The sequence below is a fragment of the Solimonas flava DSM 18980 genome (assembly GCF_000426685.1).
Classification (GTDB): domain Bacteria; phylum Pseudomonadota; class Gammaproteobacteria; order Nevskiales; family Nevskiaceae; genus Solimonas; species Solimonas flava.
Window position 1 is genome coordinate 222,664 of the sequence record NZ_AUFV01000007.1, and the last position, 14,647, is coordinate 237,310.

The 14,647-nt window shown below is 70.9% G+C and carries 12 protein-coding genes; 5 read left to right on the plus strand and 7 right to left on the minus strand.

Annotated features, from left to right (window positions below):
• The first annotated feature begins 76 nt into the window (after window positions 1–76).
• From K343_RS0108445 to K343_RS0108455, 3 genes are all read left to right on the plus strand, one after another.
• A complete protein-coding gene (locus K343_RS0108445; RefSeq protein WP_084615775.1) occupies window positions 77–997 on the plus strand; it encodes a LysR family transcriptional regulator in 921 nt (306 codons plus the stop codon).
• Between the two features lie 263 nt (window positions 998–1,260).
• A complete protein-coding gene (locus K343_RS0108450; RefSeq protein ID WP_028007695.1) occupies window positions 1,261–2,118 on the plus strand; it encodes a hypothetical protein in 858 nt (285 codons plus the stop codon).
• A gap of 164 nt (window positions 2,119–2,282) precedes the next feature.
• Window positions 2,283–3,356, plus strand: a complete 1,074-nt coding sequence (locus K343_RS0108455; protein WP_028007696.1) for an AI-2E family transporter — start codon at window positions 2,283–2,285, stop codon at window positions 3,354–3,356.
• Between the two features lie 9 nt (window positions 3,357–3,365).
• On the opposite strand, the gene K343_RS21440 is transcribed toward K343_RS0108455, so the two are convergent.
• The 6 genes from K343_RS21440 to K343_RS21445 all read right to left on the minus strand — a co-directional run bounded on the left by K343_RS21440 (window position 3,366) and on the right by K343_RS21445 (window position 11,226).
• Window positions 3,366–5,504: an acetate--CoA ligase family protein gene (locus K343_RS21440; protein WP_043112397.1), complete on the minus strand. Its 2,139-nt coding sequence runs from the start codon at window positions 5,502–5,504 to the stop codon at window positions 3,366–3,368.
• A gap of 258 nt (window positions 5,505–5,762) precedes the next feature.
• Window positions 5,763–6,986, minus strand: a complete 1,224-nt coding sequence (locus tag K343_RS0108465; RefSeq protein WP_028007697.1) for a cysteine desulfurase — start codon at window positions 6,984–6,986, stop codon at window positions 5,763–5,765.
• Window positions 6,983–8,275: a SufB/SufD family protein gene (locus K343_RS0108470; protein WP_028007698.1), complete on the minus strand. Its 1,293-nt coding sequence runs from the start codon at window positions 8,273–8,275 to the stop codon at window positions 6,983–6,985. The genes K343_RS0108465 and K343_RS0108470 overlap by 4 nt, the downstream gene beginning before the upstream one ends.
• Window positions 8,275–9,030 (minus strand): Fe-S cluster assembly ATPase SufC, encoded by a 756-nt coding sequence (gene sufC, locus K343_RS0108475; RefSeq protein WP_028007699.1) that lies wholly within the window; start codon window positions 9,028–9,030, stop codon window positions 8,275–8,277. Before sufC ends, K343_RS0108470 begins: the two co-directional genes overlap by 1 nt.
• Window positions 9,031–9,256: 226 nt before the next feature.
• Window positions 9,257–10,738 (minus strand): Fe-S cluster assembly protein SufB, encoded by a 1,482-nt coding sequence (gene sufB / locus K343_RS0108480; protein WP_028007700.1) that lies wholly within the window; start codon window positions 10,736–10,738, stop codon window positions 9,257–9,259.
• Window positions 10,739–10,767: 29 nt separating this feature from the next.
• Window positions 10,768–11,226 (minus strand): SUF system Fe-S cluster assembly regulator, encoded by a 459-nt coding sequence (locus tag K343_RS21445; RefSeq protein ID WP_043112330.1) that lies wholly within the window; start codon window positions 11,224–11,226, stop codon window positions 10,768–10,770.
• A gap of 96 nt (window positions 11,227–11,322) precedes the next feature.
• Here K343_RS21445 and K343_RS0108490 point away from each other — a divergent pair, with 96 nt between their 5' ends.
• Both K343_RS0108490 and K343_RS0108495 read left to right on the plus strand, forming a co-directional pair.
• Window positions 11,323–11,814 (plus strand): acyl-CoA thioesterase, encoded by a 492-nt coding sequence (locus K343_RS0108490; RefSeq protein WP_051278071.1) that lies wholly within the window; start codon window positions 11,323–11,325, stop codon window positions 11,812–11,814.
• Window positions 11,811–12,098, plus strand: a complete 288-nt coding sequence (locus tag K343_RS0108495) for an Rdx family protein (RefSeq protein ID WP_043112331.1) — start codon at window positions 11,811–11,813, stop codon at window positions 12,096–12,098. Before K343_RS0108490 ends, K343_RS0108495 begins: the two co-directional genes overlap by 4 nt.
• Window positions 12,099–12,123: 25 nt before the next feature.
• Here K343_RS0108495 and K343_RS21450 read toward each other — a convergent pair whose 3' ends face one another.
• Window positions 12,124–14,550 (minus strand): hypothetical protein, encoded by a 2,427-nt coding sequence (locus K343_RS21450; protein ID WP_154662486.1) that lies wholly within the window; start codon window positions 14,548–14,550, stop codon window positions 12,124–12,126.
• Between the last annotated feature and the right edge of the window lie 97 nt (window positions 14,551–14,647).

A 14,647-nucleotide genomic window follows, 5' to 3' on the forward strand; every position in this document is an offset into this window, starting at 1 on the left:
TCAGGAACATCAGGGACGAGGCGCAGCGTAGTGAGGGTGCCGTTGCACAGGAATTCGGCAAAAGCGAACATTCGCTGTGCAAAAAAACACGGACATCGCCGCCGCGTCCCGGCACCTGCAATGGGACGACATCCGCTATTTCCTGGAGCTGGCGCGAGCCGGCAGCCTGTCCGGCGCGGCCCGTCGCCTGGCCGTCGAGCATTCGACGGTCGCGCGGCGTGTCGAGGCTCTGGAGCAGCGCCTCGGCGTGCGCCTGTTCGACCGCCTGGCGAAGGGCTGGTCGCCGACCGCCGAAGGCGAAGCCCTGCTCGCGCAGGCCGGCCGGCTCGACGACGAGGCCCAGGCGTTCTCGCGGCTCGCGCTCGGCGTGGCCTCGCTGCAGGGCACCGTGCGGGTTTCCGCGCCGCCGGCGCTGGCCAGCCATCTGCTGGTGCCGAGCCTTGCCGAGCGGCGTTCGCAATGGCCGAACATCGAACTGGAAATGGTCGGCGAAACCCGCGACGCGAACCTGGCGCGCCGCGAGGCCGATCTGGCGATCCGCATGTCGCGGCCCGACGCGCCGGGGCTGGTCGCGCGCCGCGTCGGCGAGATGGGCTACGGGCTCTACGCGCGGCCGGGCTACGCCGACCGGCCGCGCGACGCCTGGGAATTCCTCGGCTACGACGAAAGCCTCAGCCGCGTGCCGCAGCAGGCCTGGCTCGATCAGCAGCTGGCCGGACGTCGCATCGTGCTGCGCAGCAACGATCTCGCCGCGCTGCTGCATGCGGCGCGCGCCGGGCTCGGCGCCGCCGTGCTGCCGCATTTCCTGACGCACGGCGACGCGGCGCTGGCGCCGCTGCCGGGTCCGGCCTGTCCGACGGTGCGGCCGCTGTGGCTGGTGATGCACCCGGACGTGCGGCGTTCGCCGCGCGTGCGCTTTATGGCCGACCTGCTGGCGTCACTGATCGGCGAGGCGCAGCCGCGGCTGTCGGGCACGGCGCGCGACGCGTCGTCCTGAAGCGCCGTCGTTCGCGCCGCCGCGCGAGCGCGGGCCCGGCGCCGCAGATGCCGAGCACGAGGCGCGCGCCCTGCCGCGCCGCCGCGCGCGGGCCCGGCGGCGACGTTCGCATGCGGCCGGCGAGCGCCGCACAGGTGGGCCGCAGGAGCGCGCCGCACGGTCTAAGCTACGCGCCCCGTCCGCCCGTCCGCCCGTCCGCCCGTCCGCCCGTCCGCCCGCCGCGCCGCGCGCGTTTCCCGTTTCCCCGGTCCGATTTCCTCGCCATGTTCCATATCGCTCTCGCGGTCGCCTGCAGCGTGCTGGTGTCCGTGCTGCTCAAGCTCGCGCCGCGCGGCCGGCTTGATATCCCGCAAATGGTTGCGGCGAACTATGTCGTGGCGGCGCTGCTCAGCTCGGTGCTGCTGCGGCCGGCGGCAGCAGCGCCGGCGCCGCCGGCGACGCCGTGGCCGGAACTGATCGCGCTCGGCGTGCTGCTGCCGGCGATCTTCCTCGCGCTCGGCGCGTCGGTGCGGCATGCCGGCATCGTGCGCTCGGACGTCGCCCAGCGCCTGTCGCTGCTGCTGTCGCTGCTCGCCGCATTCACTGTGTTCGGGCAACCGGCGACGCCGCGGCTGCTGCTCGGCATCGCGTTCGGCCTGCTGGCGCTGCTGGCGCTGGTCTGGAAGGACGGCCGCGGCGCGGCCGGCGACGGCCATGGCGCCTGGTTCTATCCGCTGCTGGTATTCGCCGGGCTCGGCGCGATCGACGTGCTGCTCAAGCGCGTCGCGGCGGCCGGTCTGCCGCTCGGCGAATCGCTGCTGCGCGTGTTCGCGCTGGCCTTCGTCGTCGCGGCGCTGATCGCCGGCGGGCGGCGCTGGCGCGGCGGGCCGCCGCTGACGGTGCGCAGCCTGATCGCCGGGCTCGCGCTCGGCGCGCTCAACTTCGGCAACATCCTCTTCTACCTGCGCGCGCACCGCGCGCTGGCCGACGATCCGGCGCGCGTGTTCACGGCGATGAATCTCGGCGTCGTCGCGCTCGGCACGCTGGTCGGCCTCGTCGTCTTCCGCGAGCGCCTGAGCCGCGTCAACTTCGCCGGTCTGGCGCTGACCGTGCCGGCGATCGTGCTGCTGGCGGCGCGCTAGCGTCCGGCCGGGCGCGGCATGCTCGGCGGCGATGATGCCGGCCCTGCGCGTCGCGCGGCGGCGCCGCGGCGCGACCGGGCGGTGTCATGGCGCCCGCGCGACGATGCCGCATAATCGGCCGGCCGGCGCTTTCCAGGCTCCCCTCCATCACGGAACAACCCTTCGTGGCGAACGCTGACGTCCTTCGTTTCGAGCAACTGGCGCGCATGGCGCTGGCACTGCTGCTCGTGCTGGTCTGCTGGTTCGTGCTGCGGCCGTTCCTGTCGGCGATCCTGTTCGCGGTCGCGATCTCGGTGTCGACCTGGCCGGCCTACGTCTGGCTGCTGCGCCGGCTCGGCGGACAGCGCACCATTGCCAGCCTGCTGGCCTGCGTGGTCGTCGCGCTGGTCGTGATCGTGCCGACGGCGATGCTGGTCATCTCGCTCGGCGACGCGGCGCTGTGGCTGCTGAAGCTGATCGAGGAATGGCGAACCTCGGGGCCGCCGGAGCCGCCGGCCTGGCTCGGGCACATCCCCTTGCTCGGCGAGCCGCTGCGCGCCTGGCTGCACGGGCTCGGCTCGGGCGGCGACCGCATCGCCGAACTGGCCGGGCGCTTCGTCGATCCGGCGCGGCGGCTGGCGCTGCTCGGCGGACGCGCGCTCGGACTCGGGCTCGGCCAGGCGCTGTTCTCGGCGCTGCTGCTGTTCTTCCTCTACCGCGACGGCGTGGCGCTGGCGGCGGCGCTGCGCGCCTTCGCCCTGCGCATCGCCGGCGAGCGCGGGCGCACGCTGCTGGAGATCGCGCAGCGCACGGTGACCGGCGTGATGTTCAGCGTCATCGGCACCGCGCTGGCGCAGGCGATGGTGGCGACGATCGGCTTCGCGATCGCCGGCGTGCCGAATCCGTTCCTGCTCGGCGCGCTGACCTTCGTGCTGTCGATGGCGCCGGTCGGGCCGCCGCTGATCTGGGGCGCCGCCGCGTTCTGGCTGTTCCGTCAGGATCAGCCGGGCTGGGCGCTGTTCATGGTCGTCTACGGCTTCTTCGGCATCAGCTCGGTCGACAACGTCATCAAGCCGTTCCTGATCAGCCGTTCGAGCCATCTGCCGTTCGCGCTGACCTTCATGGGCGTGATCGGCGGCGTACTGGCGTTCGGCGTCGCCGGCGTCTTCATCGGGCCGACGGTGCTGGCGCTGGCGCTGCACCTCGGACAGGCGCTGTTGTGGATGCAGGACGAGCGGCCGGCCGGCGACGAAGGCTAGCGCGGTCCTTCAATCCGGCGGCGCGGCGACCCTGACCCGCGCGTCGAGGGCGAGCACGCCGCGCGCGTCGGCCAGCAGCGGATTGATGTCGAGCTCGCCGATCTGCGGATGCGCGGTGACCATCGCCGCGACGCGGAGCAGCACGTCGACGATGCCGTCGAGATCGGCCGGCGGCTGGCGGCGCAGGCCCTGCAGCTGCTTGTAAATGCGCGTGCGCGCGATCTGTGCGCGGGCCAGCGCGGCGTCGAGCGGCAGCAGCTCGATGGCACTGTCCTGCTGCACTTCGACGGCGATGCCGCCGTGGCCGAACATCAGCAGCGGCCCGAAGCTCGGATCGCGCGTGACGCCGACGATCAGCTCGAAGGCCTGCGGGCGTCGCACCATGGCCTGCACGGTGAAGCCGGCGAGTTGCGCGTCGGGACGCGCGGCGCGTACGCGTTCGAGCATCGCTGCCGCTTCGCGGCGCAGCGCGTTGGCGTCGGCCAGACCGAGGGCGACGCCGCCGACGTCGGTCTTGTGCGTGATCTGCGCCGAGCGGATCTTCAGCGCGACCGGATAGCCGATCGCCGCGGCCGCGGCGACCGCCGCGTCGACGTCGGCGGCGATGCGCAAGGCCGGCACCGGGATGCGCCAGGCGCCGAGCAGGCGGTCGACCTCCTCGCTGTCGAGCCATTCGCGCGCGGCGCCGAGCGCGCCGTCGATGGCGCGGCCGGCGGCGCTGGTGTCGATGTCCGTGTACGGCTGCGCGACGACCGGCGCCTGCACCGCATCGCGGCGGCGGCGGTACTGCACGCGCTGCATGAAACCGCGCACGGCTTCTTCGGGGGTTTCGTAGCCGGCGATGCCGGCCTCGACGAGCACGCGCCGCGCCGCTTCCGCCGAATGCCGGCCGAGCCAGCAGCCCAGCACGTTGCGATCGTCCCGCTGCGGCTGCGCCTGCGTCACGACCTCGGCAACGGCCTGCGCCGCCTGCAGCGGATGCCCGACCGCGGTCGGGCAGTTGATGACCAGCACGGCGTCGACGTCGGCATCGTCGAGCAGCGCGGCCAGCGCTTCGCGGTAACGCGCGCTCGACGCGTCGCCGATGATGTCGACCGGATTGCCGTGGCTCCAGGTCGGCGGCAGCGCCGCGTCGAGGCGCGCCAGCGTCTGCGGCGCCAGTGTCGCGAGCCGGCCGCCGGCGTCGGCGAGCGCATCGCTCGCGAGCACGCCGGGGCCGCCGCCGTTGGTCAGGATCGCCAGGCGTTCGCCGCGTTGCGCGCCGGTGCAGGCCAGCGTCTGCGCCGCGTCGAACAGGTCGAGCGTGTCGCGCACGCGCAGGATGCCGGCGCGCCGGAACGCCGCCTCGTAGGCGGCATCGGCGCCGGCGAGTGCGCCGGTGTGCGAGGCCGCGGCCTTGGCGCTTTCGGCGCGGCGGCCGGCCTTGATCGCGATCACCGGCTTGTTCAGCACCGCCGCGCGCGCGGCCTCGATGAAGCCGCGCGCTTCGCGCAGACCTTCGATGTAGAGCAGGATCGCCTGCGTGCCCGGTTCGTCGGCGAGGTAGCGGAGCAGGTCGGCGAAGTCGACGTCGGCCATGTCGCCGAGCGAGACGAGCTGCGAGAAGCCGATGCCGCGCGGGGCGGCCCAGTCGAGCAGGGCGGTTGCCATCGCGCCCGACTGGCTGACGAAGGCGAGCCGGCCGGGTGGCGGCAGCAGCTGCGCGAAGCTGGCGTTGAGGCCGATCGCCGGCGCCTGCAGGCCGAGGCAGTTCGGTCCGATCAGGCGGGCGCCGTGCGCCCGCGCCGCATCGACGGCGGCGCGTTGCAGCGCCTTGCCCTGCTCGCCGAGTTCGCCGAAGCCGGCGGTGATGACGACGATCGCCCGCGTGCCGCGCGCGCCGAGCGCCGCGATCAGGCCGGGCACCGTGGCCGGCGGTGTGGCGATGACGGCGAGCGCCGGGGTCTGGGGCAGGCTCGCGACGTCGGCGTAGACCGGACGTCCGCCGATCTCGGTGTGACGCGGATTGACGAACATCACCGGCCCGGCGTAGCCGCCGTCGAGCAGATTGCGCGCGGCCAGCGCGCCGACCGAGCCGGGCCGGGTCGAGGCGCCGATCAGTGCGACCGAGGCGGGGCGGAAGAAAGCGTCGAGAGCGTCGTGCGACATCAGCGATCCTTGCAGGCGATGGACGTCTGCGTCGCGGATTTTCACGCGCGCATGCGCCGCCGCTGTCGACAGCACCGATCCGGCCGCCGCCTGGCGGCGGCATGCGGCGAAGACACGGAAAGGGTGGACAGCGTGCGCCAAGCCTAGCGCCGCGGGCCGCGCCGCATCTTGATCTTGGTCAGCCGTGCGCTCGCGCGCCGTGCGGCGCGCCGGTCCGGCGGCCGGCGCGCGCGGGCGCCGGTGCCGCCCGGCGCGTCGTCACGAGAACAGCTTGTGCACCTTCATCAGCGCGGCGTAGAGCTGATCGATGTCGTCCGCGCCGTTGTAGACGGCGAGCGAGGCGCGCGCCGTCGCCGGCACGCCGAAGCGTTCCATCAACGGCATCGTGCAGTGGTGGCCGGTGCGGATCGCCACGCCTTCCAGATCGAGGATGGTGCCGATGTCCTGCGGGTGTGCGCCGTCCATCACGAACGACAGGATGCCGGCCTTGTGCGGCGCGGTGCCGATCAGGCGCAGGCCCGGCACTTCCTGCAGGCGCTGCGTGCCGTATTCGAGCAGCGCGTGCTCGTGTGCGGCGACGCGTTCGACGCCGAGCGCGTCCAGCCACTCGATCGCCGCCGCGCAGCCGACCGCGCCGGCCATGTCCGGCGTGCCGGCCTCGAACTTGTACGGCACCTCGTTCCAGGTGCTGCCGCTGAAGGCGACGGTGCGGATCATGTCGCCGCCGCCCTGCCACGGGTCCATCGCTTCGAGATGCTCGCGCTTGGCGTACAGTGCGCCGAAGCCGGTCGGGCCGTAGAGCTTGTGCGCCGAGAATGCGTAGAAATCGACGTCGAGCGCGCGCACGTCGGTCGGCAGATGGGCGATGCCCTGGGCGCCGTCGACCAGCACCGGCACGCCGCGCGCATGCGCCTCGCGCACGATGTCGGCGATCGGGTTGATGGTGCCGAGCGTGTTCGAGATCTGCGCGACGGCGACCAGCCGGGTCCGCGGCGAGAACAGCCGCAGCCACTCCTCGAAGATCAGCGCGCCGCGGTCGTCGACCGGCGCGGCGACGGTCTTCGCGCCGGCGAGCTGCCAGGGCACGATGTCCGAGTGGTGCTCCATGCCGGTCAGCAGCACTTCGTCGCCGGGCTGCACACGCGGCTGCAGGTAGCTGCGCGCGACCAGGTTGATGCTCTCGGTGGTGCCGCGCGTGAAGACGATCTGCTCGCGCGGCGCGTTGAGGAACGCCGCGATGCGGTCGCGCGCGCCCTCGTAGGCGAGCGTCGCGCGCTCGGCGAGCTCGTGCACGGCGCGGTGCACGTTGGCGTTCGAGGTGCGGTAGTAGTGGTCGATCGCCTGCAGCATCGCCTCCGGCTTCTGCGTCGTCGCCGCGTTGTCGAGGTAGGCGAGGCGCTTGCCGCGCGCCTTCTGCGTGAGGATCGGGAATTGCGCGCGGATCGCGTCGAGATCCAGCGGCTGCGGGGCGGCAGCGTTCATGCGGCGGCTCCGCTCAGCGTCGCTTCGGAAAGATCGAGGCCGGCGCCGAGCCGCGCCGTGATGCGGCGCGCCAGGCGCAGGCGCAGCGCCACATGCGGCACGCGCGCCAGCACGTCGTTGATGAAGCTGTAGATCAGCAGTGCGCGGGCCTGCGCTTCCGGCACGCCGCGCGCGCGCAGGTAGAACACCGCCGCATCGTCGAGCTGGCCGCAGCTGGCGCCGTGCGCGCACTTGACGTCGTCGGCGTAGATCTCCAGTTCCGGCTTGGCGTCGATCTCGGCGCCCTTGGCCAGCATCAGATTGGCGATGCGCTGTTCGGAATCGGTCTTCTGCGCGCCGCGCTGCACGACGACGCGGCCGTTCAGGATCGCCTGGCTCGGGCCGAAGCCGAGGCCGCGGAACCACTGGCGGCTGGTGCCGTGCGGCGCGGCGTGGTCGATCTCGTACTGGTTGTCGAGGTGCACGCGGCCGTCGGCGCCGAACAGGCCGGACAGCTCGGCATGCGCGCCCGGCGCGGCGAGCTTGACGCGCCAGTCGCTGCGGATCAGCGTGCCGCTCGCTTTGGCGGCTGCGGCTTCGCCGGGGATCGGATCCGCGGTTTCACAGGGCAGGTCGACGTTGACGACGTCGAGCCGCGCGTCGCGGCCGACGTCGGCCGCGGTCTGCAGCCAGTGCGTCGTGCCGCGGGCTTCGTCCTGCACGCGCACCAGCGTCAGCTGCGCGCCTTCGGCGAGTTCGATCGACAGGCTCTGCGTCGAGAAGCGCGTGGCGCCCGGCAGACCGATGTTCTGGACGATGAGCAGCGCCTGCGCGCCGCGCTCGAGGCGGATGCGGTGGGCGAGGTGGAACATCTCGCCGGCCTCGCGGGCGTCCGATACGCTCAGCACGTGCAGCGGGCGGTCGAGCCGCACGTCGCGCGGCACCGTCAGCTGCAGGCCCGGCGTCGCGAAGGCGCGGTGCAGACCGGCGAGGCCGGCATGCGCATCGAGGCTCGGCAGCGGCGCCGGCGCGGCGGCGTCGTTCAGCGCGCGGCCGTTGATCCAGACGTGCTCGTCGCAGCCGTCGAGCCGCCAGGCCGAAAGATCCGGCGCGGCCGTTGCGAGCGCGAGGTGCACGGGCTGTGCCGCGAACGGCTGCAGATTGGTGTAGTGCCAGCGCTCGATGCCGTCGTCCGGCAGGCCGCGCTGCGCGAATGTATCGAAGGCGGCGGCGCGGGCGGCGCGTTCCGTGGCCGGCAGCGCCGCCGCGAAGCGTTCGAAGGCTTCGCCGTAGGATGCGTGGATCGTCATCACGCCGCCTGCTGCAGCCAGCCGTAGCCCTTTTCCTCGAGCTCGCGCGCGAGCTCCGGGCCGCCGCTCTTGACGATGCGGCCGGCGGCGAGCACGTGCACGACGTCGGGCTGCACGTGGTCGAGCAGACGCTGGTAGTGCGTGACGAGGATGGTCGCGCGCTCGGGCGAGCGCATCGCGTTGATGCCGTCGGCGACGATCTTCAGCGCGTCGATGTCGAGGCCGGAGTCGGTTTCGTCGAGCACCATCAGCCGCGGTTCGAGCACCAGCATCTGCAGGATCTCGTTGCGCTTCTTTTCGCCGCCGGAGAAGCCCTGGTTGACGCCGCGCGAGAGCATCGCCGGGTCCATCTTCATCTGCTTGACGCGGTGGCGGACCCAGGCGAGGAAGTCGCCGGCATCGAGTTCCGGCTCGCCGCGTTCCTTGCGCTGCGCGTTGAGCGCTGCCTTGAGGAACATCATGTTGCTGACGCCGGGAATCTCGACCGGGTACTGGAAGCCCATGAAGATGCCGTGCGCGGCGCGCTGTTCGGCCGACAGCGCGGCGAGGTCGCGGCCCTGGTAGCGGATCGTGCCGGCGGTGACGACGTAGTCCTCGGCACCGGCCAGCACCTTCGACAGCGTCGATTTGCCGGCGCCGTTCGGACCCATGATCGCGTGCACTTCGCCGGCGTTCACCGCGAGGTCCAGGCCCTTGAGGATTTCCTTGCCGGCGACTTCGGCGTGCAGATTTTCGATTTGCAGTAACTGGCTCATCTCTCGTTCCAACTCAGGCGTAGAGCGGGTGCAACCCGCCTTTCGCGTTGTCTGTTTTCGCGCCGGCAGGCCGTCCATGGCGCGACTTCGGTTCCTGATCCGGCCCCGGCCCGGCGTTTGCTTACCTCGTAGCGACATCGAGTCGCTCCTCGCCGTTGCAAACGCTCCATGGCCGCGCGTTCGCCGGCGCCGATTGCCATTCAAGGCAATCGTCGACAACCCCGGCTCATCCCACCGCGCCTTCCAGCGAAACCTGCAGCAGCTTCTGCGCTTCCACGGCGAACTCCATCGGCAGTTCCTTGAAGACGTCCTTGCAGAAGCCGTTGACGATCATCGACACGGCGTCTTCCTCGCCGATGCCGCGCGCGCGGCAGTAGAACAGCTGGTCGTCGGCGATCTTCGAGGTCGTGGCCTCGTGCTCGATGATCGCCGTCGGGTTGCGGATCTCGGTATACGGGAAGGTGTGGGCGCCGCACTGGTCGCCGATCAGCAGCGAGTCGCACTGCGTGTGGTTGCGCGCGCCTTCGGCTTTTTCGAGCACGCGTACCAGGCCGCGGTAGGCCTGCTGGCCGTGACCGGCGGAAATACCCTTGGAGACGATCGTCGACTTGGTGTTGCGGCCGAGGTGGATCATCTTGGTGCCGGTGTCGGCCTGCTGGCGGTGATGGGTCAACGCCACCGAGTAGAACTCGCCGACCGAGTCGTCGCCGCGCAGGATGCAGCTCGGGTACTTCCAGGTGATCGCCGAACCGGTCTCGACCTGCGTCCACGAAATCTTGCTGGCGCGGCCGCGGCAGTCGCCGCGCTTGGTGACGAAGTTGTAGATGCCGCCGACGCCGTTCTCGTCGCCCGGATACCAGTTCTGCACGGTCGAGTACTTGATCTCGGCGCGGTCGAGCGCGACCAGCTCGACGACCGCCGCGTGCAACTGGTTCTCGTCGCGCTGCGGCGCAGTGCAGCCTTCGAGGTAGGAGACCTGGGCGTCGTCCTCGCAGATGATCAGCGTGCGCTCGAACTGGCCGGTGTTGCGCTCGTTGATGCGGAAGTAGGTCGACAGTTCCATCGGGCAGCGCACGCCCTTGGGCACGAACACGAACGAGCCGTCGGAAAACACTGCCGAGTTCAGTGCCGCGTAGTAGTTGTCGCCGAACGGCACGACGCTGCCGAGGTACTTCTTCACCAGCTCCGGATGCTCGCGCACCGCTTCGGAGATCGGACAGAAGATCACGCCGGCGTCGGCGAGCTTCTGCTTGAAGGTGGTGGCGACCGAGACCGAGTCGAACACGACGTCGACGGCGACGTTCTGCACGCCGGCGAGCATTTCCTGCTCCTTGAGCGGGATGCCGAGCTTGTTGTAGGTCTCGATCAGCTTCGGGTCGACCTCGTCGAGCGATTTCGGCCGGTTGGCCATCGACTTCGGCGCCGACCAGTAGGTGATCGCCTGGAAGTCGATGCGCGGGTGCTCGACATGCGCCCAGTGCGGCTCGCGCATCGACAGCCAGCGGCGGAAGGCCTTGAGGCGGAATTCGAGCAGCCACTCGGGCTCCTGCTTCTTCGCCGAGATCAGGCGCACGACGTCTTCGCTCAGGCCCGGCGCGATGCGCTCGGACTCGACGTCGGTGACGAAGCCGGCCGCGTACTTGCGGTTCTGGACCAGCGCTTCGATCCCCTCGGCGGGGACCGGGATGTCGGAGGGATTGGCTGCCATGAGGTCGCTATCCGTTGGGGCGGATCCGGTCAGGCCCGGATCAGCGGGAATTCCTGGGGCGGCGGCGTGCGGGCCGCGGCGGCGGCGCCTTGCGCCATCTGCGCCAGCGTCACCGCGGCGAGGGCCTGGTGGATCGCCGTGTTGATGAGGCGCCAGTTGGCGCGCGTCGCACAGTCCGTCTCGATGCTGCAGGGTTCGCTGCCGTGGCCGGCGCAGGCGGTCACCGCGATCGGCCCTTCGAGCGCGCCGATGATGTCGGCGACCGAAATCTGCTCGGCCGCGCGGCCGAGCCGGTAGCCGCCATGGGCGCCGCGCAGCGATTCGAGCAGTCCGCCCTTGGTGAGCACCTTGAGCAGCTTGGCGACCGTCGGCAGCGGGATGCGGGTGCGGTCCGCGAGTTCCTGGCCGGTGTGCGTCCGCTGCGGCGCGCGCGCGACCGCCGTCATCAGGACGGTGGCGTAGTCGGCAAGGCGGCTGAGCTTCAACACGGACAATCAAGACCAAATCAGTACGGATTGAAATTGTACGAACGGAAGGCCGCCGCCGCAATGCCGGCACACGGTCGATCCGCTAATCTCCCGCGCATGAATCACGCAGATCCGCCGGGCCCGATCGCCGATCCGGCCCTCGATACCGTGTGGGATGTCGAACGTCCGTACACGCAGACCGTGCTCGTCGGCGCCGAGCACCTCGACGCTTTCGGCCATACCAACAACGTCGTCTACCTGTCCTGGCTGGAGCAGGTCGCCTGGGGGCATTCGGTGAGCCTGGGCCTGGACTTCGCCGCCTACGGCGCGCTCGGCGCCGGCTGCGTGGCGCGGCGCCACGAGCTGGACTATCTGGCGCCGACCTTCGCCGGCGACCAGCTGTGGCTGGCGACCTGGGTACACGAGAACGACTTCCGCCTCAGCATGTGGCGGCGCTACCAGATCGTGCGCGCCAGCGACCGCAAGACCGTGCTGCGCGGCCAGACGCACTGGGTCTGCGTCGACATGAAGAGCGGCCGGCCGCGGCGCATGCCGCCGGAATTCCACGCCTATCAGCCCTGGCCGCGGCGCGGCGAGGGTGCCGCGTGAGCGCCCGGCCGCGCGTCGAGATCGAATACTGCACGCAGTGCCGCTGGCTGCTGCGCGCCGCCTGGGTCGCGCAGGAATTGCTGACGACCTTCCAGGACGAGCTCGCCGAGGTCGCGCTGCAACCCGGCAGCGGCGGCGCGTTCCGCGTGCGGCTCGACGGCGAGCTGCTCGCCGACCGCGCGCGCGATCGCGGCTTTCCGGACCTGCCGCTGCTCAAGCAGGCGATCCGCGACCGCATCGCGCCGCAGCGCGATCTCGGCCACAGCGACCGCAAGGCGGACTGAGCCGCCCCGCGGCGCCGGGCCGCGCTCACAGCGTCAGCACGTACTCGACGAGCGCGTCGATGTCGTTCCTGCTGGCGGCGCACCACGGGTGCGGCGCGGCCGGCAGGCCGATCGGCCCCGGCGTGCCCATCTCGCTCGGACCGTACTCGCGGCGCATCTTCTGGTAGTCCCAGTAGTAGTGGTCGGCGTCCCAGGGCACGGTCACGAAGTACTTGTGGCGCTCGACGAAGCGGTTGCGCTGCGCCGCGGTATCGCCGGGCAGCTTCGACGTTTCGCGGTAGACGCGGAAGACGTCGCCCTTGCGGTTGAGGTCGGGGGCCGGCGTCGGCTGGTCGGCCGAGCCCGGCGCCGGCCGCAGCGGTTCGTGCAGCGTGTAGTACTGGTCGTAGAGCGCGGTGCCCTCGGTGCAGCGATCCGGGTCGACGAGGTCTTCGAGGTTGCGCACGTGGCCGTCGGTCAGCAGGCCGCGCGACTGCACCCAGTACTCGTTGCGCAGGAAGGTCGCGCGGATCGACTGCAGGTCGCGCTGGTAGACGGTCGGCTCGAAGAAGCGGCCGACCTCGTCGAGGCGGAACATGCGCTCGTTGCTGTTGGCGCCGAGCGCATCGTTGTGGCACGCGCCGCAATCGCGGTCGAAGGCCTTCTTGCCGGTGGCGACCGCGGACGCGACGCCGGAATACGCCTGCCAGCCCTTCTGCACGAACTGTCCTTCCTGGACGCTGTCGCTGCCGGTCTGCGCAGCGAGCTTGCCGCGGAACTTCAGCCAGCGGTACAGGCCGACGTCGATCAGCGTGCCGTCGTCGGCGTCGAGCGTGGTCATGTACGCGGTCAGCGCGCGCAGCGAGTCGGCGTCCATCGAGCCGAGCGCGCCGTCCGGTTCCTGGGCGTGGATGTACGAGCCCTCGAAACCGACGTAGGACTCGGTGTGCGAGAGCGAGCGGCGGATCGGCAGATGATTGGTGACGTTCGGGATCGCGATCGGCGAGAACTGGTAGTCGTTGTCGTAGAGACTGCCTTCGTCGGACTGGCGGATCAGCGTGTGCTCGCCGGTGCCCGGCGGGTTCAGGTAGACCAGCGTCGTGCGGTCGATCTTGGCCTGGTCGGAGTCGCTCGACCACGGCGGCGTCGCCTCGCGCGTGACGATGCCGTCGAACGTCGGGCCGAGCCGGTTGCCGAGCACCGCCCATTTCAGCGACCAGCCCGGGTTCGGCAGGCCGGGGAACACGCGCGTCACGTGATGACCCGGCGCATCCTCGTAGGCGATGCGGTAGCCGTGGCAGGACGCGCAGTTGAAGCCGACCCACGCGCCCTTGCCGGTGAACGGATCGACCGATTCGGCGTAGCGGTAGCCGACCCAGCCGGACGAGAAGGTGTTGCCGGACGTCGCCTGCGGACCGATCGCGAGCAGGCCCGGGATCGGGTTCTTCTGCGGATACGGATCGAAGTAGTAGTCCTCGTACGCTTCCGGCGGGACTTCGTCGGTCTTGATCGGGTAGGCGGCGAACAGTGCGAGCGGGTCCGCCTTCTGCTGGGTCACCGGATCGATGGCGTCGCCGGCCAGGATCGCCGTCCAGTCGAGCTTGCGGAAGTGGTGCGAGAGGCCGAGGTTGTAGTCGTACGACCAGAAGATCGCGCGGCCGTGATCGCGCATCGTCGCGAACTGCGGGTTGTTGACGGTGACGGCGATCGGCGTGATCGCGCGCGCCTCGGTGCTCAGCGTCGACACCACATCGCAGCCGTACGGGAACGAGGCGTCGGTGATGCGGAACTGCTGGGCGTCGATGATCTCCAGCGGCTGACCCGGCTGCGTCAGCGACTGCAGGTAGCCGGTGCGCTTCTGGATCTGCAGCTTCAGCGGGCCGCTGCTGGCGTGCGCCGGCACGCGGAAGCGGATCTCGCTGTCGGTCCAGGCGAGGATGTCCTTGTCCCAGGTGCTGCGGATCTGCGGAATCTCGTAGTTCACCTCGGTGAGGATGTTCAGCTCCTGCTCGTAGATCTGCAGATCGGTTTCGAGCACGCGCGTGTTGCCGAGCATGAGCTTGGCGAAGTCGATGTCCGGTCCGGCGCCGAAGCCGCTGCCGAGCAGCGTGACGATATCGCCGGGCTGCAGCGTCGGCGCCGCGGTGCCGCCGGCCGACCAGACCTGCGTGCCGTTGACGCGCATCGCGCTGACGCGCGGCGTCGCGAAGCGCGTGGCCGACGCCGCGCGCTCCTGCTCGCGGTCGGCGTCGAAGTGGCAGACCTTTTCCTGATCCGGGAAGCCGGCTGCCGTCGAGCCGCTGCCCGAACCGCTGTCGCCGGTGGTCGCGCCGGTCGTGCCGCCCGAGCTGTCGCCGGTCGTGCTGCCCGCGCCGCCGCCCGCTTCGGCATCGGCCACCGACACGCCATCGCTGGTCCCGCAACCCGCGAGCAGCGCGGCCAGCACGAAAATGGAAACCCCGATACGACGCATCCTGCGTTCCCCCTTGAATCGCTGATCCGTAGACATGCGCCGCCGTCATGCGGGCGCAACATCCGGATTCTCCGCAGCCGCCTTGGCCCGTGTCTTG

What these genes read in the sequence shown, in the direction of transcription:
- K343_RS0108450 (WP_028007695.1), top strand. Translation starts at nt 1,261, where the DNA reads ATGTTCCATATCGCTCTCGCGGTCGCCTGCAGCGTGCTGGTGTCCGTG.
- K343_RS21440 (WP_043112397.1), bottom strand. Translation starts at nt 5,504, where the DNA reads ATGTCGCACGACGCTCTCGACGCTTTCTTCCGCCCCGCCTCGGTCGCA.
- K343_RS0108465 (WP_028007697.1), bottom strand. Translation starts at nt 6,986, where the DNA reads ATGAACGCTGCCGCCCCGCAGCCGCTGGATCTCGACGCGATCCGCGCG.
- K343_RS0108470 (WP_028007698.1), bottom strand. Translation starts at nt 8,275, where the DNA reads ATGACGATCCACGCATCCTACGGCGAAGCCTTCGAACGCTTCGCGGCG.
- sufC (WP_028007699.1), bottom strand. Translation starts at nt 9,030, where the DNA reads ATGAGCCAGTTACTGCAAATCGAAAATCTGCACGCCGAAGTCGCCGGC.
- sufB (WP_028007700.1), bottom strand. Translation starts at nt 10,738, where the DNA reads ATGGCAGCCAATCCCTCCGACATCCCGGTCCCCGCCGAGGGGATCGAA.
- K343_RS0108490 (WP_051278071.1), top strand. Translation starts at nt 11,323, where the DNA reads ATGAATCACGCAGATCCGCCGGGCCCGATCGCCGATCCGGCCCTCGAT.
- K343_RS21450 (WP_154662486.1), bottom strand. Translation starts at nt 14,550, where the DNA reads ATGCGTCGTATCGGGGTTTCCATTTTCGTGCTGGCCGCGCTGCTCGCG.